Below are 19,100 nucleotides of genomic sequence, written 5' to 3'. Positions count from 1 at the left end.
ACGTCGGGATTTACCCGACGAGAAATTTCACTTCAACCAGTCCTTCAAAAGCCCTTCATACGCATCCAGGAATTTTTGATAGGCTTTTTCCAACTTCGGAAGCGCCTCGCCAAGCGTGCTCGTATCATCCGATTTCAACCGCCATTCCGCGTCGCGCGCTATTTCAGCAACCTGTGCCACGCCCACAGTTCCGCCGCTTCCTTTTAATGTATGCAAATTACTTTTCACCGTTTTAATGTCCCCACTGACATATGCCTCCAAAGCACCCGCAACCAGCTCATTCGATTCTGTAACAAAATCTTCAAACACAGACCATACGAGATCCGGGCCGCCAATGCCGTTCAGCTGATCGATGATTTCTTTGTCCAAGACCGGCAACACCACTTCCTGTGCAATTTCGCGCTGTTTGGATTCCAGTTTGCGGCTCTCCACATTACTCAGCAAATCCTTCACTTTGAGGATCAATGTTTGCGCGCGAATGGGTTTGGCAATGTAATCGTCCATGCCCTGGCTCATAAACCGGTCACGGTCCTCCTTCATGGAATAGGCTGTCATGGCCACAATCGGCGGCATAGTGTCCGGGAAACGCTTTTTCAACTCCTGGGAAGTCTCCACGCCATCCATATCGGGCATTTGGATATCCATGAATATAATGTCGTAGCTCACATCCGAAACTTTCCTTTTCGCTTCCACCATTTCAATCGCCTTAAACCCGCTCTCTGCCAGATCCACGTAGCAACCCGATTTTTTCAGGATTTCGTTCGCTACTTTCCGGTTTACCGCATTGTCGTCCACCAGCAGAATGGTCGGATGATAGTCTGTGAAAACATTCTCAATCGGCGTTTCCTCCATCTGCACAATGGTGCTAGCCTGAGCGATGGAAGTTTCTTTTGTTTCAAATGTAAACCAAAATGTGCTCCCCTCTCCCACGGTCGATTCCACACCAATTTCCCCATGCATTAACTCACACAACTGCTTGGAAATGGCCAATCCAAGACCCGTTCCGCCAAAAGATTTACGGGAAGAGTTATCGAGCTGTGTAAATGAGGTGAACAGGATCTGCCGGTCCATCGGACTGATCCCTATGCCCGAATCCTGAACCTCAACTTTTATTTTATGAAACAATCCGTCCTTCTTAACCAATGTCAGGAACACAGTAACTGCCCCGTGTTCGGTGAACTTCAATGCATTGGAAGTCAGGTTCGACAAGATCTGCAATAATCTGGTTTGATCCGCAATGATGAACTTCGGAATGTCGGGGGCAATGTGATAGGTGAGCGTATTTCCTTTACTCTTAGCAGTTTGTCCGAAAAGCGAAACCAATTTCAGCAACAACTCTTCCGTCGCGATCGGCGCCTCGTGCAATTCCATCTTTCCGGCCTCGATTTTGGAAAGATCCAGAATGTCATTCAGAATGTTCAGTAATGTTTCCGATGAGCGCTTGATTGTCAGCACGTAATCCTTTTGCTCCACATTCAGCGGCGTCTCGCCCAGCAAGTCGATCATTCCGATCACACCATTCATCGGCGTCCGGATTTCGTGGCTCATATTGGCCAAAAATCCTTCTTTCACCTTTAATGACCGCTCTGCATGTTCTTTCGCTTTCAGTAATTCCTGCTCGTTACGCTTCAATTCGGTAATGTCACGCGCCAGCACAGCAATTTCGGTTGGCTTGCCTTTGTCGTTGGTAAACATCAGCATGTTAATCATAAACTGCCTTTCGGTGCCGTCTTTGCGGTAAAGCGAGATCTCGAAGTTGCGAAGGCTTTTGCTCCGCCTCAACCGGATCAACGCTGAATGTATCCGTTTTTTATCCGGGAAAAATTCGATGATCTTGTGTCCGATCGCTTCGCCCGGCAGGTAACCAAGCCTTTTTAACACAGATTGGCTGATCATGGTAATCTCACCCAGGCGGTTAATCCGACAATAAATATCTTGCAGATTTTCAAAAATCCCCCGGAAAAGCTCCTCACTATGCCGCAGTGACAGCTCAGCCTCTTTACGCCGCGTAATGTCGCGTGCGATGCCAGAAACCTCCTCAATTACGCCGTCCGCATAATGAATGGGGTTAAGGTAAAATTCGAGCCACATTTCGCCATCGCCTTTCCGGTCTATTTTAAATTCAAAATATTGCGGCTCGCCTTTTAAAGCCTGCCTGTATTTTGTTTCCAGCGTCCTGCGATTGCTGTTACCCACCATTCGCCAGCCGAACTTCTCCGCACTGGACTGCAATGAAGGCCTTATACCAAGCTGATTCTGAATAAGATCTGCGTAATTCCTGTTGAATGAAGTTAGCTGCAAAGATTTGTTAACCGACCAGATCAGGTGAGAACTGCTGTCAAAAATCGCGTTCAGACGTGCCAGATATTTGCTCAGCTCTTCTTCATTCTGCTTCCGGGCAATCGCCATCGCGACCTGCCCTGAAATGAATTCGAGTAACTCCAAATCCCTCGCATCGAACATGTTAGGATCATCATAGGACTTTACACCAATGATCCCCGTGACGCGGTCGCCTACGCGCAAGGGCACGCACAGGAGCAATTTTGGCGTTACGCCGTATAGGTGCAAACTGTTTGTTTTAGCCAGTTCTTCGACTTTTTCACCAGACAGAAACAGCGGCTTGTTAGACGCAATCGCATATTCCGTCAAACCATTACCCAGCTTCCTTTTTGTAAATTTTACATTCCCTTTAAAATATTGGTCGATATAATAAGGGAAATAAATGTAGCTTTTGCTTGGATCGTAGAGTGCGATGAAAAAGTTTTTTACGTCAATGATCTTACCGAGTTCTTCATGGATGCTGTGGTAAAAATCGTCCAGATTCTGTGTGTTAACAGTCCAGTTGGCGATGCTATAATACAGGTTCTGCGCCTTTTCAGCCCTTATCTTTTCAGTATAATCATTTAAAATACAGCGGAAAGCAGTTGGTTTACCATTATCAAAACGGCAATTGACACTTCCTGCCACAAAGACCTTTTTGCCCTCCCTACTGAGGAAAACCGTTTCAAAATTTGGATTGGAATAGCCTTGCTCGATCAGTTTCAGCTGCGCCAGTGCCTGCTCTTTATGCTGCGGATGCAGAATGTCTTCCATCCGCATGGACGCAATTTCGTCGAGCCCGTAACCCAGCACTTCGCGCCAGGCTTTGTTTACAAATATAAATTTCCCGTCAATCGCAACCAGCTGGATCAGATCGCTGGTGTTGTCCACCAAATCCTGCAACTGCGAGTTGGATTTGGCAATGGATGATTCCATTCGGCGGCGGCGGGTAATGTCATCACCAACCAATGTCACACATTCCACCTCGTCGTGCTCGCTGTGCATGAGCACGCTGTTGATTGAAAACGTCCTTAATGTTCCTTTTTGAGCTAGAAAAGGCACTTCTCTCTGTTCCAATTTCCTTTTTCCCTGAATGCCTTCTTCCAGCATCTGCCGGATTTCATGTTCTTCTTCCTTAGGAATGAGTCTGTCAAAAATGCTGTGTCCCACCAGGTCCGACTCCTGCCATCCTGTTTTCATCAAAGCATGCGCACTGATATTACGGATGATGAAGTCCGGAGAAAAGGTAATTCCAATCAGGTTGAGATGCTGAAGTGTAGCGTGTATAGTCTGCCAATCGGTCTGGGACAAGATCAATTCCATAGTAAGTTGATAATCGCACTTTTAAGATTCCTTCCTATTCTTTATTCGATAAATCTACGAATTAAGCCGTAATTTTGGTTCGTGAAAACAAATTATAAAAAGCGCGACGATTCCAAAGTAAGGGCCAAAAAGCATTTGGGCCAGCACTTTCTGAAAGACTTAAATATTGCTCAGCGGATCGTCGACGGACTCTCCCGACATAACGGTTACAGCTCGGTTTTAGAGATTGGCCCCGGGATGGGCGTCCTCACCCAGTTTCTGATCACAAAAGATGCATTCAGCACACACGTGATTGAAATCGACACCGAATCTGTTGCCTATTTGAAGAAACATTACGAAGACCTCACGCCCAGGATCATAGAAGGCGACTTTCTGAAATTCAATCCGGCCGATTACTTTTCAGAACCTTTCGCCATCATTGGCAACTTTCCTTACAACATTTCCTCTCAGATTTTTTTCCGTGCATTACAAATCCGCGATCAGATCCCCGAGATCGTTTGTATGCTGCAAAAAGAAGTGGCTATGCGCATTGCATCGCCTCCGGGAAATAAGGATTATGGTATATTAAGCGTTCTATTGCAGGCATTTTATGACATAGATTACCTGGTTTCCGTGCCTCCGGGTGCATTTGATCCGCCTCCCAAAGTGCAGTCCGGCGTGATACGTTTGCGCAGGAATGCGGTCGCAGCATTGGATTGTGATGAAAAAATGTTTTTCAGAGTTGTGAAAACGGCTTTTAATCAAAGAAGAAAAACACTCCGCAATGCATTGAAACCCATCGGTGAATTTCCTGAAAATCCACTGCTGACCAAACGGGCGGAGCAGCTGAGCGTAGCGCAGTTCGTGGAGCTGACCAGACTTGCCCAAGATTTGCAGCCGCAAATCTGAAAATGCCTTTTGATAGTATATAATGTAGCTAGGAGCCATTCTGCTAATTGCTAAAAGCTAAGTGACCAATGACGTTTGAATTAACCAAAGATTACGTAGAGCACATTCTGGAACTGATTGAAAAACAGGATTCTGCTTCCATCAGAAGGGAAACGGAGAGCCTTTTTCCGGCAGATATCACCGGTCTTTTGTCAGAGCTGGAAACAGAAAGTGCCAAATTCCTGATCACGCAGCTGAATGTGGAACGCGGGGCGGAAATCCTGGCGGATATGGATCCGAATGAACGTCGTGAGTTTTTGAAAGCATTCACGTCAGAGGAAATCTCTCATTTTGTCAATCTTTTCGATTCTGATGATGCGGTGGATTTGCTGAACGAGCAGCCTATCCGTGTTCGCGAAGAAGTGATTGCCCTGCTGGAAGACCGCGAACAAGCGCGTTTTATCCTGGATCTGCTGCATTACGACGAAGATGTGGCCGGTGGTTTGATGCAGAAAGAGTTGGTAAAAGCCAATGTCAATTGGAATGTAAATCAATGTATTGAAGAGCTCCGTAAGCAAGCAGAGGATGTTGGGAAAGTGTATGCGGTTTACGTTGTGGATGATTTTGGCAAACTGCTAGGCCTTCTTTCACTTAAAAAAATCGTCCTGGCACATAAAAATACGCGCATTGAAAGTCTGTATGACAAAGATGTGATTTTCGTGGAAACTTACCGCCCGGCCGAAGAAGTAGCCGAGCTCATGCAGCGTTACGACCTTGACGCACTGCCTGTTGTGAATGTGCAGGGAAAACTTTTGGGCCGGATCACCATTGATGACGTGATCGACGTGATCACAGAGCAAGCCAGCTCGGACACATTGGCCATGGCGGGTATTACGGGTGATGTGGAAGAGGACGATACGATCTGGCAGCAGACCAAAGCACGTTTACCGTGGCTCCTGGTAGGCATGATGGGCGGGATTCTGGCCGCAAAGTTTATTAGTTTTTTCGAAGGAGATTTGAAAATTATTCCTGCTATGGCCGCATTCATTCCTATTATCGGATCCACCGGCGGGAATGTGGGCATTCAAACCTCTTCTATTATTCTTCAAAGTCTGGCTGATAAAACCGGCTTGGACACAACGGTTGGGCAGCGACTGATCAGAATGTTTGCCGTTGCATTTATCAATGGCATTATCATCAGCACCATTGTTTTCGGCTTTAATCTTTTGATTGGCAACGATATACAATTAGCATTGGTCGTTTCGGCAGCATTAATGTCCGTCGTTTTCCTCGCCTCGTTTATGGGGACCATGACGCCGATTTTACTTGAAAAAATAGGCATTAACCCCGCAGTAGCATCCGGTCCCTTCATCACCACAGCCAACGACCTCATCGGCTATGGCGTATATTTCGGGCTGGCACATTTGCTGCTGAATCTTTAACATTCACTCAAACTAATCGGGATATTCACCGCTAACCCGCCTTCCGAAGTCTCTTTATAGCGATTGTTCATATCCAGTGCCGTTTCCCACATGGTATGCACCACATTGTCCAGCGAGACTTTCGCATTATCCGGGTTACTTTGCAATGCCAGCTGACAAGCCGTAATCGCCTTAATCGCTCCCATTGTATTCCGCTCAATGCAGGGAATCTGCACCAAACCGCCCACAGGATCGCAAGTAAGGCCCAGATGATGCTCCATCGCAATTTCAGCAGCCATCAAACATTGTTCAACCGTGCCACCGGAAACCTGCGCCAATCCAGCAGCAGCCATAGCCGAAGAAACGCCAATTTCAGCCTGACAACCGCCCATAGCAGCCGAAAGTGTTGCTCCTTTTTTAAAAATACTGCCAATTTCACCGGCTGTCAGTAAAAACCGAAACACATCTTCATCCGTCCCTCCGCAAAAAGTAAGATGATACTGAATCACCGCCGGAATCACTCCTGCAGACCCGTTTGTTGGCGCAGTAACAACCCTGCTATATGATGCATTTTCTTCATTAACTGCTAAGGCAAAGCAACTTACCCAATCCAATGTATAGCTAAACCCCGCACCGCTGCGGCGGATTGCGTCCATCCAGTCGTCACAGCCAGCGCAGACAAAGTCTTTCAATAGCTTCTCGTTTAATGCTGCCGCCCGCCGCTGCACATTCAAACCACCCGGCAAAACACCGTTCGTCTGGCAACCATGAAAAATGCTTTGCTGCATCACGTGCCAGATATTCATTAAATCGTTTCTGACCAGCTTTTCGTCTTTCCAAACTTTTTCATTTTCTAAAACAATCTCCCAAATCGGCTTTTGTGAAGCATGATGCCATTTCAGTAAGTCCGCAGCCTGGTCGATTGGGTAAGGAAGATCCACGCATGGCTTCACCTCGTCCCCGGCCTTGCCCTCCTGAATCACGAAACCGCCGCCTACCGAGTAGTATGATTCTTCAATCAAGCCTTTGGTTCCGCAGTTTGCAATGAATGTGAGGCCATTGGGATGAAATGGAAGTGTCTCGTTCTTATGGAAAATGATGTTCTCCTTAGGAGAGAAAACCACCTGTAAGTCACCGGGGAGCACTATGCATTCCTTTGAGGCAATTTCAGCCAGGATCTCATCAATATGTTCCGTCTTCACCGTAACCGGATCATAACCGCTCAAACCCAGGATCACCGCAATATCCGTCCCATGCCCCTTGCCCGTTTTGGCCAGTGAACCATAAAGATGAATGTCAACAGCCCGCACCTCATCCAACGCATCCTTCGCCTGAACAGCCTGCAAAAATTGCTGAGCCGCCCGCCATGGCCCAATCGTATGCGAACTGGAAGGCCCAATCCCAATCTTAAAAATATCAAAAACGGATATGCGTTCCTCTTTCATTTTGGATAGTTGACTTGACCTTTGTAAAGTTAGCGAGACTTTTCGAGGTTTTGGAAACCTGGAAATTCTTGGGTTACCTTTACAGTATTCGAATATTCAAGCATAATACAAATGATCGCAGTAGTCCAGCGCGTAAGCAGCGCTTCTGTTACAATTGAAGGGAAAGTTGAAGGGGAAATACAAAAGGGCTTTCTGGTTTTATTGGGCATTACACATCTTGATAGTCAGGAAGATATTGAGTGGTTGGGCAGGAAAATTGTTGGTCTGCGCGTGTTTGGAGATAGTGATGATAAGATGAATCTTGACCTCAAAGCTGTGGACGGGGACATTTTGCTGATCAGCCAGTTCACGCTGCATGCAAGCACAAAAAAGGGAAACCGGCCCTCCTTCATCGAAGCAGCCAGGCCCGAAATAGCAACCCCACTTTACGAAGGAATGATCACCTTCCTGGAAAAAGAATTAGAAAAACCCATCCAACGTGGAATCTTCGGTGCCGATATGAAAGTAGCATTGCTCAATGACGGGCCAGTAACCATCATCATAGATTCGAAAAACAGAATATAAGACGAAGGGCGATCAGCAATCACATCGTTAGAATCAAATATCATATCACTCAAACATTCACTCATTCAAAATTCACTCATTAACCCTTATGACCATCCAAGAAGCCCAAGCACAAGTTGACACCTGGATCAAAACCTATGGCGTCCGTTATTTTTCTGAATTGACTAATATGGCGATCCTGACGGAGGAAGTAGGAGAACTTGCCCGCATTATGGCCAGGACATATGGAGATCAGTCCTTCAAGAAATCGGATTTGGGCAAAGACCTGGGCGATGAAATGGCGGATGTAATGTGGGTGCTGATATGCCTTGCTAATCAAACAGGCATTAACCTGACCGAGGCTTTTGAAAAAAACATGGCGAAGAAAACGGAACGGGATAAGGACCGGCATAAGAATAATGAGAAGTTAATTGACTAGATATGCTTGTAATGTTGATTCTCAATTTCTTCTAAAAACAAGACGAGAGCCCGGTTGCCCAGGCTCTCTTCATCATTTATAATGCAATGCTTGAATTACATATCCAGCAATAATCTCATCGGATCTTCCAGAAGCTGCTTCACGCGAACCAGGAAGCTTACAGAATCTTTACCGTCAATGGTGCGGTGGTCATAAGAAAGTGCCACGTACATAATAGGACGGATAACGATCTGGCCGTCCACCACAACTGCGCGTTCAACAATGTTGTGCATTCCCAGAATCGCTGACTGCGGTGCATTGATGATCGGTGTTGAAAGCATCGAACCGAATGTTCCTCCGTTGGTGATCGTGAATGTTCCACCGGACATTTCATCCAGTCCAAGTTTTCCATCCCGGGCGCGAACGGCCAAGCGAACGATTTCTTTTTCAACTGCTGCAAATGACAATGTTTCAGCATTGCGGATTACAGGAACAACCAAGCCGCGAGGCGTTGAGACTGCCACCGAAATGTCTGCATAATCATTGTAAACCAGTTCATCGCCATCCATATAGGCATTGATAACCGGGAAGTCTTTCAACGCAACGGTTACTGCTTTCACAAAGAATGACATAAAGCCTAAACCAACTTCATGCTTCTCTTTGAATTTATCTTTGAATTTCGAACGTACGTCCATAACCGGCTTCATATCCACCTCGTTGAACGTGGTAAGCATGGCCGTTTCATTTTTCACAGCAACCAATCTGCGTGCGATCGTCTTACGCAGTGAAGACATTTTCTCACGACGCTGACCTCTTGCTCCGGCTGGCGCTGCGGCAGGTGCGGCAGGTTTCGGAGCAGCTGATTGTGACGGTGCAGCAGTTTCAGCTGGTTTGCTGCCTGCTTTTAATGCATCGTCTTTCATAATGCGTCCGCCTGATCCTGAACCATTCACGTCTTTCGGATCAATTCCTCTTTCAGCCAAAATTTTCGCAGCAACAGGTGATGCGTGTTTTTCGCTGTATGCTTTATCTGATCCACCTGTCTCCGCGGCTGGTGCAGCGGCTTGCTGAGAAGATCCTGCGGATGCCTGTGCTCCGCCGGCTCCCGGCTCGATGGTGCAGATGATCGCACCAATGGACAATGTTTCACCTTCTTTTCCAACAATCCGCAACGTTCCTGCTGCTTCTGCGGGTAATTCAAATGTTGCTTTATCCGATTCAAGTTCGCATAGGATCTCGTCAACTTCTACGTGATCACCGTCTTTTTTGCTCCATGAAGCAATGGTAACCTCCGTAATAGACTCTCCTACTGCCGGAACTTTCATTTCATATGGTTTTCCACCTCCGGCAGGAGCGGCAGCAGTTTGTGCTGGCGCAACAGCGGCGGGTTCACCTGCTTTGTCTTCAATTTTATCGGCAGCCGGTTCCTCAGCGGCGGACGCAGCTGGTGCAGCGGCGTTGGCAGCAGGGGCAGCTTCCTGTTTCGGAGCAGTATCTTTCGATGCACCGTTCGCGGCTGAATCGATGGTTGCAATCAGGTCGCCAATGTTCAGCGTATCGCCTTCCTGCGCTTTAATGTGCAGGGTGCCTTCTGCTTCTGCTGTCAGTTCAAATGTCGCTTTATCCGAATCGAGTCCACAAATGACCTCATCCATTTTCACAAAATCGCCATCATTTTTGAACCAATTCCCTATTGTAACCTCTGTAATGGACTCGCCAACGGGCGGTACTTTTATCTCAATTTCAGCCATTTTATGTGCAATCTTGTTATCGAACTAAGTGTCTAAATTTTATAGGAATATCATTCAAAAGCTCTGCTAATAATCTCTGCCTGCTCTTTCGCATGGATTTTCGAGAAACCGGTCGAAGGAGAAGCGCTTGATTCGCGGGCAATTACCTGCAATGGATTTGCGCCTTTGTACATTCTCAGCATGAATGTCCAGCCACCCATATTGAAAGGTTCTTCCTGCACCCAATATACTTTTGCATTGGTATATTGTGCCAAATGTGCATCAATCTGCGTCTGCGGGAACGGATGCATTTGTTCAAGACGGATAATGGCAACATCGTCGCGCTTATCTGTCTGCTGTTTTTCGTAAAGCTCATAATAAAGCTTTCCTGTGCACAGCAACACTTTTTTCACCTTTTTCGGATCTGCAAAAGTGTCTCCTATCGTTTCCTGGAACGAGCCGTTAACGAGGCTGTCGATCGGCGAAACACACAATGGATGTCTCAGCATTGATTTTGGCGACATTACTACCAAAGGCTTGCGGAACGGGAATTTCAACTGCCGGCGCATCAGGTGGAAGAAGTTTGCAGGCGTTGTTACGTTTGCTACAATCAGGTTGTAATTAGCAGAAAGCTGCAAATAACGCTCCGGCCGTGCATTGGAGTGCTCCGGTCCCTGGCCTTCATATCCATGAGGCAGTAGCATTACCAATCCTGTCCAGCGATCCCATTTCGTTTCACTTGAAGTAACAAACTGGTCGATGATCACCTGCGTACCATTTGCAAAGTCACCAAACTGCGCTTCCCAGATCACCAATGCATTAGGATTTGCCATGGAATAACCAAATTCAAAACCTAAAACGCCGTATTCTGATAGCAGCGAATTATAGATCATGAACGGCCCCTGACCTTCCTGAATATGCTGTAAACTATTGTAAGCTGCATTCGTTTCCACGTCCCTAAGCACCGCATGACGGTGAGAGAATGTTCCGCGCTGCACATCCTGGCCGCTTAATCTGACAATGTTCCCTTCCGTAAGAATGGAACCGTAAGCAAGCAATTCGGCTGTTGCCCAGTTTACTTCTTTTTTATCAAAAATCATTTGCTCACGATCTTTGAGCAACTTATCGATCTGTTTCAGACGGCTGAAATTCTCAGGCGTGCTGATCAATGCCTTCCCGATTTTTTCCAATGTTTCCAACGGAACACCGGTTTCAGGCGATTTTTCAAAATCTTCCGGCCTCGATTTGCGCAATGTATGCCATTCCTGTTCCAGTTTCGGCATGATATATGGCAATGCTTTTTGCTTCACCATATCCAAACGCTCCTGCAAAAGCTGCTTGAACTCTTTGTCCATATTAGCCGCCAGCTGCGCGTCTATATCACCGCGATCTGAAAGCGTTTTTTGATAAATCTCCCGTGGATTCTGGTGATTCTCAATGGATTTATAAAGAACCGGCTGCGTAAATTTCGGTTCGTCCGCCTCGTTGTGACCATGACGACGATAGCAAACCATATCAATGAAAATGTCCTTATTGAAGGTCTGACGATATTCTACAGCCAGTCGCATACAAAATACAACTGCCTCAGGATCATCCCCATTTACGTGCAAAACAGGTGCATCCACAATCTTGGCAATGTCTGTACAGTAAATGCTGGACCTTGCGTCAATGAAGTCTGTTGTAAAACCAACCTGGTTATTGATCACAAAGTGAATGGTCCCACCTGTGTAGTAGCCATTTAAAGCAGACATTTGGGTCACTTCATAAACAATCCCCTGACCGGCAACCGCTGCATCACCGTGAATCAGAACAGGCAAAACGCGGTCGTAATCACTGTCGTACATACCATCGGCACGTGCCCGGATATATCCTTCTACAACCGGGTTAACGGCTTCAAGGTGAGAAGGGTTAGGCGCCAGTTTCAAGTGCACTTTTTCACCATTCTTGGTTGTGATCTGGCTCGCAAAACCCATGTGATATTTCACGTCGCCGTCTCCCCAAACCTGGTCAGGCAAGTTACCTTCAAACTCGTTGAAGATCTGGCCGTAAGTTTTCTGCATCACGTTGGCAAGCACGTTCAGACGGCCACGGTGTGCCATCCCGATCATTACTTCTACAACGCCCATTTCAGCAGCCTTGTTGATCATCGCGTCCAATGCAGGGATGGTAGTTTCGCCACCTTCCAGAGAAAAACGCTTTTGACCTAAATATTTTGTGTGAAGGAAATTCTCAAAAACAACCGCTTCGTTCAGCTTTGAAAGAATATGTTTTTTCTCATCAATCGAGAAACTCATATTCAATGCTTCCTTCTCAATTTTCTTGCGCAACCAGCTTTTTTGCTCGCGGTCACGGATGTATAAATATTCGAAACCAATGTTTCTTGTATAAATCGTTTTTAGCGAATCGACGATTTCACGCAGTGACGCCGGACGACCGAAAAGCTCAACGCCTGCTTCAAAAACCGTGTCCAAATCTTCATTCCCAAGATTAAAATCAGCGATATCTAACTGAGGCTGACGATCCTTGCGTTTTTGAATGGGGTTGGTAGTTGCCAGTAAGTGGCCTCTTGACCTGAATCCACGGATTAAGTGGACAACTTCCATTTCCTTGCGGATACGGGAGGGATCAGTTTTCGAAATTGTGGCTGCTTCCTTGCCATTAGCAGCGCCGTTCGCGTGGCCGTTGCCGTTGACAGGATACTTTTGTGAGAAGTCAAAGCCTTCAAAAAATTTCTGCCAGCCTTCGTCTACTGAAGCTGGATTCTGCTTATAGGAATTGTACAATTCCTCTATGTAAGCGCCGTCGGAATTTGCTATATATGTGTATTTATCCATCACAAAAGTGAGTATTTCATTTACCGCACAAAGGTACGAGACTTATTAAAACATTACGAATAAATTATCCTTTTAACTTAGGCCAAAAACGATCTCTGACCGTCCAGCCGCACTAGTTTTTCTGAAACCCGTTCGGACTCGGGACAAATTTCAGCATAAGTTCATGTATGCCTTTCGGGCCGGAATAGTTGGCGTAAAGTTGCTCAACCTGGCGCGTGCTGTAAAAATATCCCAATCTGATATTCTTTCCTGCCTGCACTTCTGCCGAGATCTGCAAATAATCCACTTTCTGCGAAAAAGACTGATATCCGCCTCCAATCCGGTATGACGCCCCTATGCCGACTTTTTCATTAAACCAAAACCTGCTGCCCAGGTCGAAACGCAATGCATGGTCCTTCTCCTGGACAAACAGAACGTGTGGCAATATCATCAGATCATCATTTAAATAGTAACTGCCACCAGCCATTATATATAAGGGACGACGATAAACGCTGGTTATTGCCTGATTGCCGAAATTCTGTGTCAATAGTTCCGGTTTTGATATCCCGAAATACAGACGATCCGAACGCAGCCATGCCCCGATTCCGAAACTTCCAAGCACCGTATTATTCCTGGAAGAGCTCAAATCCACAACCGGAAGCACATTAATTCCACCCTGCGCACCAAGCCCGAGCTTCCAATTGTCCGAAATTCCGAGATGATAGGCGAACGAGCCGGAAAAGCCCGTCGTAGTGAAAAAACTCGTCTGGTCATTCAATGCCATAAAGCCTATTCCAAACTTGCCATTGGCAACGGTCCCGTCTGCGGTGAATGTCTGACTGGATGGCGAGTTTTGAATGTTAAACCATTTTCTGCGGAACATTGCCGTCATATTGAAAGTCTCCCGCACACCTGTAAAGCCGGGGTTAATGGTCATCGGGCTTTGCACGTATTGTTCGTAAAGGACTTCTCTTTGCGCCAAAACAGGCTGTGAACTTGCGGCTGCCAACAGCCAAAGGGAAATATTTAATCTGATCCGGAAAAGTTGTGTGTTCATGAGATTTATTTAAATCAATTACTAACTAAAAATGGCAAGAGAAGTTATCCCTTGCCACCAATAAGAACCGTGAATTTAAAATTTATACTGATTTTTTAATTAAAAATCATAGCCTAATGTCACGTAAGGAACGGCCTTATTTGTATAACCATTGTCGACACCCCAGGCGTAATCAAACTTAGCATAAAAGCCAAATAACGTCGTTCTGGCGCCTACTCCATAACCCATTAAATATGGGTTTTTGAAGTTGGTAACCGTTGCGCGGAACGGATCTTCCTCGCTTCCAATAATTTGTGTATTCAAACTGTTGTTTTCGCTGAATGGCCCCTTACCCGTCCATGCAGTTCCGATATCGCCAAAACCGACGATCTGGAAGTTGCGTAGGAAGCTGGAAGTGATCGCACCGCGATAAAGATATTTCACCAATGGTATTCTCAATTCGGCATTCAGCAACATATAGCTTGTTCCGGATAATCGGTTCAGCTTAAAGCCTCGCAAATTGGTGGCGAAATCGGCGAAGAAAATGTCGCGGTTGTCTTTCTGGAAATCGAGCGGGTTGTCACCGGTGCGTACTTCCTTCTTGTTTCCGATCCAGTTTTCCATCCCACCCAGAATGTTCTGTTTTGGCGCCTTACCACCCGAATGACTCGCAGAAGCACGAACCGCCAGGATCAGGTCGCGGTGGATTTTTTGGTAATGACGAAAATCGAGGCTTACGCGGTTAAAACTTTCATTGCCATTTGACAGGCCTTGTTGCAGGTCATAACGGATCTTGAAACGCGTTCCTTCCATCATATTCATGCCGTTTACACGCGTGTTATCAAACACATATTCACTCCGCAAACCACCATAGTTCGATGCCAGGTCAGGATTTGGCAGCAAATACACATCGATCATACGTGTAGAGCTGAACATCGGGGAAAGCGAGAAACGGCTTGTCGTCGAAAATGGATAAGATGCCGTGAACATCAGCTGGTTAAACCGGTATTTCTGCGGCGCTCCCTCAGAATCAACGTAAAGGCTCTTTCTATCTATACGCAGCCCGAAATCAATGCGGTAAGTATTGTTATTATATTCTGCAAAAAGATCGCTGTTGCGGAAATTCGAGGAAATGAAAAGTCCTGCTTTGATCACATGGTTTTCAAGCAGATCATTCATCGAAATGGACTGAGCGTAACCAAATCCTCTGATCGGGTCGATGCGCCAGTCGGAATTGGCGTCATTGGTAATGAATAATCCTTTGTATGGATACGGCCCTTTGATAGCAATGTTCTCCCTTGTCGCTTTCGACCTCGACAATGTGCTAGGCGATGTCGGGAATGTTCCCCGGCGCTGTTTTGACTCGAAAGCTTTCAGAACGTCCTCGTCAAATTCGTAATTATCGGTATCCACTTCACCTTCTTTCAGGGCGATTTTAGGCGTTCCGGCAGGTTTTGCCTGCTGTGCCGAATCTGCTTTCTGGGCCGTTGTTGCACCAGCAGCTGATGTTCCAGCCGGAGACGACGCCGCAGCACCATTGGTCAATGGCGGTGTGCTCACCGTTGCATTGATGTCAAAACCATTTTTGAAAGCCGCTGTGTAATAACCGTCGTTCAAATAAGTGTAAGCCAGTCCTCCACCCGACTTGGTTGTCAAATCCGCATTTCTGATGCCTTGAATGTAGTTGGTAAGCTGGGAATTTGTATTGCTTGCACGGTTAAATTTAAAAAGGTTGCTTACGCCTTTCTCATTCGAAATGTATACAATGTCATTTTCGTCCGCGTAAACCGGTAGTATCTTGGTTTTTCCATCCGCCTGAACGAGTTTCAGCAGATTGTCCGACTTGGGCGTTCCATCATGCTCGAAAATCGTAAACGAGCCCGAAATTGATTTGTAATTTCCCTTATCACCTGTTCCCAGCGAATCCACCGACCGGTTGGAAGAGAAAATCACCCTGCGCGACGATCCTTGCACGAAACGTGGGGAAAGGTCATCGTAAAGATCGCTTGTTAATGGCAATGCAGAAGCCCGTGCAACGCTGATCAGATAAAGGTCATTTTGCCCGCCCTTATCCGCACTTACGGCAAGCATTGTTCCGTCGTGCGAAACATCCATATCCACAATCTGATCCAGACCACGAATATTTCGTTTCAGCTTCACCTTGACCTTTTTCGTGCCCAGGTTTTCATACTGATAAAAATTCTTGCGGTCATTTTCAGTAGCCAGGATCGATAATACGTTATTTCGGGACCAGCCTAAAAGCGGTGGCTGCGTTTTCACCCTTCCACCTATGAAATCAAGCTTGCCCTGACGAACGATTTTCTTGCTACCAGTCTCACTATCAAACAAATAAACCCTGTAACGACCATTCTTGATCTCACTAACGGCAGTAAATTTCTTATCCGGAGACACCTTAATCACGGCGCTTGCATCGGAAACGCCGAATTCATTCAGCTTATATTTCCAGGTTGGAGCCGGATCAGCGTAAAACTGCTCGGCGTTTTTATTTTGGTTTAAATAATATGCTTTCCAATCACGTAGAAAACGGTTGTAAGACTGAATCCCCAACGTACTAGTAATGCTGGTTTGCTCGGTTCTGATAATGCGGGTAAGGTTCAGGATATCTGAAATCTTGTCTTTTCCGTAGCGTTCAGCAATGTAATTCCAAATGGAGTGACCGATCAGTGTAGCGTCATTGCCAGTCATTAATGTCGGCTTACGCACATTGCGGTTTTTGAAAAAATCACGCATGTAATCATTCAATTCCGGCGACCAGCCCTCTGCAATGTATGCCGCAGTTCCAGACATGAACCATTCTGGTAGCGTCAGCAGCAATGAACTTTGGAGCGCTTCCTTCATATTTCCGCCATAAAGCATGTCGTAAACAAACAATAGGCTAATGTCTTTTACCAGTTTCTGGCGAAATGTAACCTGGTTTCCAGTGTATGCAACTTCCACCCGTGACTGGGAAAGATCCAGTTTCTGCTCATTAAGGTTATCCAATGTAGACAGCCCCATGTTGCTCTGTTCCAACTCGGCAGGAGAATTGTAAAGAAAGATTTTTACACGGCTGTAAGGAGTCCAGCCCAGGATATCGGTGATCTTATCAAATTCACTTTCAGCATATTGCGCAGTCAGCTTGGCAAGCGCAGTTCCGCCCTGGTAATGATAGATTTCGAAATTAGTTGTTCTGAATATTTTCCAGTTAAAGGTCTTATACTGGACCCTGTTCTTTCCAAATGTTTCCTGGGAGGGGTAGCGTTGCGCTACTGATTCGGTAAATAATCCTAAAACCGCTAAAAGACCGACCGAAAAGGTTAACTTGTATATAGATTTTATGCTCATAGTGCTAAGGCTGACTTCAACGGAAATATAACGAAAAATACCGCTGAATATTAACTAGCGGATTCAATTCTTTACCGTTTTCCAAATGTTGGGCGAGCTCATTTGCAAAAAATGGCGCCAGCGTAACACCCTTCGTGCCTAATCCATTGAAAATAGCAACATTATGGTATGCAGGATGCACGCCGATCAACGGCCTGCGATCCCTTACAGACGGCCTGATGCCGGCTACTTCCGAGCGAATTTGATACGGTATTTTGAGCACCGCACCTAGCTTTTCTTTCAGTTCAGCAGTGGCTTCTTCTGTGGGCTCCCAATCCAGCGGATCCCAGGAATAGGTGGCTCCTACCCGGCTTACTTTTTCAGCCACCGGAAACATGAAAATTCCCTGGTTCACAATGTAATCTTGCAACGCAACTTCCGTTTCAATTTCCAGGATTTGCCCTTTCACCGGCGTAAAAGGAAGCCAGTTGAAAAAGTCGTTTTCCAAAGCCCTGAATCCCTGACATAAAACCAGCTTTCCGAATGTCTTGTCTTTCCAAACAATCCCATCCGTTGAAACAGACAACGCATTGATATCGAATGCTTCATCAATAAGCATTCCGTATTCAAGAAAATAATTTTTGCTTTGATCCAATAACACAGGCAGGTCAATCCAGCCAGAGCGGATTACTTCTAAACCACCATAATCGGCCTGAATGTAATCGGATAAATCGGCGGAATCTCCGTCCTGCTTTATATAGGAAGCGATTTTCGGATCGGCTGTCTGGGCGAGATAAGTGTTTTGTTCGGCTATAGAGCGGAATGGTCGATAAATAGGTGCGGGATGCACAAATTTCTCACCAAATATTGCTTCAAGATAACCGTAGAAGCCCTTTGCATAGGGAAAGAGGTCGTCCGCGAGCCAGGTTTTTACCAGCTTTTTACCGGTTAAAGGATTAAATATCCCCGCCGCAACTTTTGAGGAAGAAGGTGCTCGTGAATCGTTTACTATTAAGATCTTTTTACCAAGATCCAATAAATGCATGGCCAGCGAAGTGCCCGCAATGCCTTGCCCTACAATCAGATAGTCATAATCGTGCTCTTCCATATCAGGCCCGGCTCGCTCTTCGGCGAAGTGACAACCCGATCTGCTCATCGGCCAACCTGACAACCATTTCAACCTGCTCGTCCAGCGTCATCAGGGAATTATCGATGTAAACAGCATCTGCTGCTTGCCGCAGCGGACTTTCTGCACGGGTAGTATCAATGTGATCGCGCATTCTCAGGTTTTCGGCAATTTCCGGCAGTCCTATCAGCTCTCCTTTTTCGAGTAATTCAAGTTGCCTTCTTTGCGCGCGGATCAGCGGATCAGCGGTCATGAAAATCTTTAATTCCGCTTGCGGAAAAACGACGGTCCCGATGTCCCGGCCATCCATAACAATGCCTTTGGTTTTGCCCATGCGCTGTTGCTGCGCCACCAGCGCGTGCCTTACTTCCGCGATCGCACTCACATCGCTCACCTTTTCAGAAACATACATTTTGCGGATTTCATCTTCTACATTGAGCCCGTTCAGGTAAGTGTCGTTACGCCCCAGTTCGGCATGCCTGCGGAAGGAAATGTGAATGTTGCTCAGCGCTGTTTCAGTTTCTTTGGGATTGGTAAGGCTGACGTGATTTTGTATAAAATACAGTGTAACAGCCCGATACATAGCACCGGTGTCGATATAAGGGTAGTTCAGCTGCTTTGCAACCAGTTTCGCAGTTGTGCTTTTGCCACAGCTGGAATAGCCATCAATCGCAACAATTATTTTGGGCATATGGATGAATCTTGTATTTGCAAAAATAGAAGAAAGAATGGGCG

Annotated in this window: 12 protein-coding genes; 4 read left to right on the top strand and 8 right to left on the bottom strand. The window is 46.3% G+C overall.

Annotated elements, in window-relative coordinates; genetic code table 11:
• Positions 1–27 precede the first annotated feature (27 nt).
• Positions 28–3,642 carry a PAS domain S-box protein gene (locus L0660_RS11095; protein ID WP_235159524.1) on the bottom strand — a complete coding sequence of 1,205 codons (3,615 nt, stop codon included), beginning with the start codon at positions 3,640–3,642 and terminating at the stop codon, positions 28–30.
• An 81-nt stretch (positions 3,643–3,723) separates the two neighbouring features.
• On the opposite strand from L0660_RS11095, the gene rsmA reads away from it, so the two are divergent.
• Together rsmA and mgtE are read left to right on the top strand one after the other, a co-directional pair.
• Positions 3,724–4,530 (top strand): 16S rRNA (adenine(1518)-N(6)/adenine(1519)-N(6))-dimethyltransferase RsmA, encoded by an 807-nt coding sequence (gene rsmA, locus L0660_RS11090; protein WP_235159523.1) that lies wholly within the window; start codon positions 3,724–3,726, stop codon positions 4,528–4,530.
• Positions 4,531–4,598: 68 nt separating this feature from the next.
• On the top strand, positions 4,599–5,951 hold the full coding sequence (gene mgtE / locus L0660_RS11085; protein ID WP_233796935.1) for a magnesium transporter: 1,353 nt from the start codon (positions 4,599–4,601) through the stop codon (positions 5,949–5,951).
• Here mgtE and L0660_RS11080 read toward each other — a convergent pair.
• Positions 5,948–7,375, bottom strand: a complete 1,428-nt coding sequence (locus L0660_RS11080; protein ID WP_235159522.1) for an L-serine ammonia-lyase — start codon at positions 7,373–7,375, stop codon at positions 5,948–5,950. The two genes, mgtE and L0660_RS11080, sit on opposite strands and share 4 nt — an antisense overlap.
• A gap of 111 nt (positions 7,376–7,486) precedes the next feature.
• Here L0660_RS11080 and dtd point away from each other — a divergent pair, with 111 nt between their 5' ends.
• Together dtd and L0660_RS11070 are read left to right on the top strand one after the other, a co-directional pair.
• Positions 7,487–7,939, top strand: coding sequence for a D-aminoacyl-tRNA deacylase (gene dtd / locus L0660_RS11075; protein ID WP_235159521.1), 453 nt, complete (start codon positions 7,487–7,489; stop codon positions 7,937–7,939).
• 88 nt (positions 7,940–8,027) lie between these two features.
• Entirely contained in the window at positions 8,028–8,357 is a 330-nt protein-coding gene (locus L0660_RS11070; protein WP_235159520.1) for a nucleotide pyrophosphohydrolase, read from the top strand.
• A gap of 95 nt (positions 8,358–8,452) precedes the next feature.
• On the opposite strand, the gene odhB is transcribed toward L0660_RS11070, so the two are convergent.
• The 6 genes from odhB to cmk all read right to left on the bottom strand — a co-directional run bounded on the left by odhB (position 8,453) and on the right by cmk (position 19,056).
• Positions 8,453–10,087 carry a 2-oxoglutarate dehydrogenase complex dihydrolipoyllysine-residue succinyltransferase gene (gene odhB, locus L0660_RS11065; protein ID WP_235159519.1) on the bottom strand — a complete coding sequence of 545 codons (1,635 nt, stop codon included), beginning with the start codon at positions 10,085–10,087 and terminating at the stop codon, positions 8,453–8,455.
• Between the two features lie 50 nt (positions 10,088–10,137).
• Positions 10,138–12,900 (bottom strand): 2-oxoglutarate dehydrogenase E1 component, encoded by a 2,763-nt coding sequence (locus tag L0660_RS11060; protein WP_233796940.1) that lies wholly within the window; start codon positions 12,898–12,900, stop codon positions 10,138–10,140.
• 112 nt (positions 12,901–13,012) lie between these two features.
• Positions 13,013–13,936, bottom strand: a complete 924-nt coding sequence (locus L0660_RS11055) for a PorP/SprF family type IX secretion system membrane protein (RefSeq protein WP_235159518.1) — start codon at positions 13,934–13,936, stop codon at positions 13,013–13,015.
• Positions 13,937–14,035: 99 nt separating this feature from the next.
• A complete protein-coding gene (locus L0660_RS11050) occupies positions 14,036–17,260 on the bottom strand; it encodes a hypothetical protein (RefSeq protein WP_235159517.1) in 3,225 nt (1,074 codons plus the stop codon).
• A 16-nt stretch (positions 17,261–17,276) separates the two neighbouring features.
• Complete coding sequence (locus L0660_RS11045) at positions 17,277–18,395, bottom strand: FAD-binding oxidoreductase (RefSeq protein ID WP_235159516.1); 1,119 nt, start codon at positions 18,393–18,395, stop codon at positions 17,277–17,279.
• Positions 18,349–19,056: a (d)CMP kinase gene (cmk, locus tag L0660_RS11040; protein ID WP_026631641.1), complete on the bottom strand. Its 708-nt coding sequence runs from the start codon at positions 19,054–19,056 to the stop codon at positions 18,349–18,351. The genes L0660_RS11045 and cmk overlap by 47 nt, the downstream gene beginning before the upstream one ends.
• Between the last annotated feature and the right edge of the window lie 44 nt (positions 19,057–19,100).

The sequence above is a fragment of the Dyadobacter sp. CY351 genome, from assembly GCF_021502625.1.
Lineage (GTDB): Bacteria > Bacteroidota > Bacteroidia > Cytophagales > Spirosomataceae > Dyadobacter > Dyadobacter chenhuakuii.
The sequence above is the reverse complement of the archived record's forward strand: the minus strand, read 5'-3'. Positions and strand labels throughout refer to the sequence as shown.

Coding starts and splice junctions, on each gene's coding strand:
- L0660_RS11095 (WP_235159524.1), bottom strand. CDS start 3,642: ATGGAATTGATCTTGTCCCAGACCGATTGGCAGACTATACACGCTACA.
- mgtE (WP_233796935.1), top strand. CDS start 4,599: ATGACGTTTGAATTAACCAAAGATTACGTAGAGCACATTCTGGAACTG.
- L0660_RS11080 (WP_235159522.1), bottom strand. CDS start 7,375: ATGAAAGAGGAACGCATATCCGTTTTTGATATTTTTAAGATTGGGATT.
- dtd (WP_235159521.1), top strand. CDS start 7,487: ATGATCGCAGTAGTCCAGCGCGTAAGCAGCGCTTCTGTTACAATTGAA.
- L0660_RS11070 (WP_235159520.1), top strand. CDS start 8,028: ATGACCATCCAAGAAGCCCAAGCACAAGTTGACACCTGGATCAAAACC.
- odhB (WP_235159519.1), bottom strand. CDS start 10,087: ATGGCTGAAATTGAGATAAAAGTACCGCCCGTTGGCGAGTCCATTACA.
- L0660_RS11060 (WP_233796940.1), bottom strand. CDS start 12,900: ATGGATAAATACACATATATAGCAAATTCCGACGGCGCTTACATAGAG.
- L0660_RS11055 (WP_235159518.1), bottom strand. CDS start 13,936: ATGAACACACAACTTTTCCGGATCAGATTAAATATTTCCCTTTGGCTG.
- L0660_RS11050 (WP_235159517.1), bottom strand. CDS start 17,260: ATGAGCATAAAATCTATATACAAGTTAACCTTTTCGGTCGGTCTTTTA.
- L0660_RS11045 (WP_235159516.1), bottom strand. CDS start 18,395: ATGAGCAGATCGGGTTGTCACTTCGCCGAAGAGCGAGCCGGGCCTGAT.
- cmk (WP_026631641.1), bottom strand. CDS start 19,056: ATGCCCAAAATAATTGTTGCGATTGATGGCTATTCCAGCTGTGGCAAA.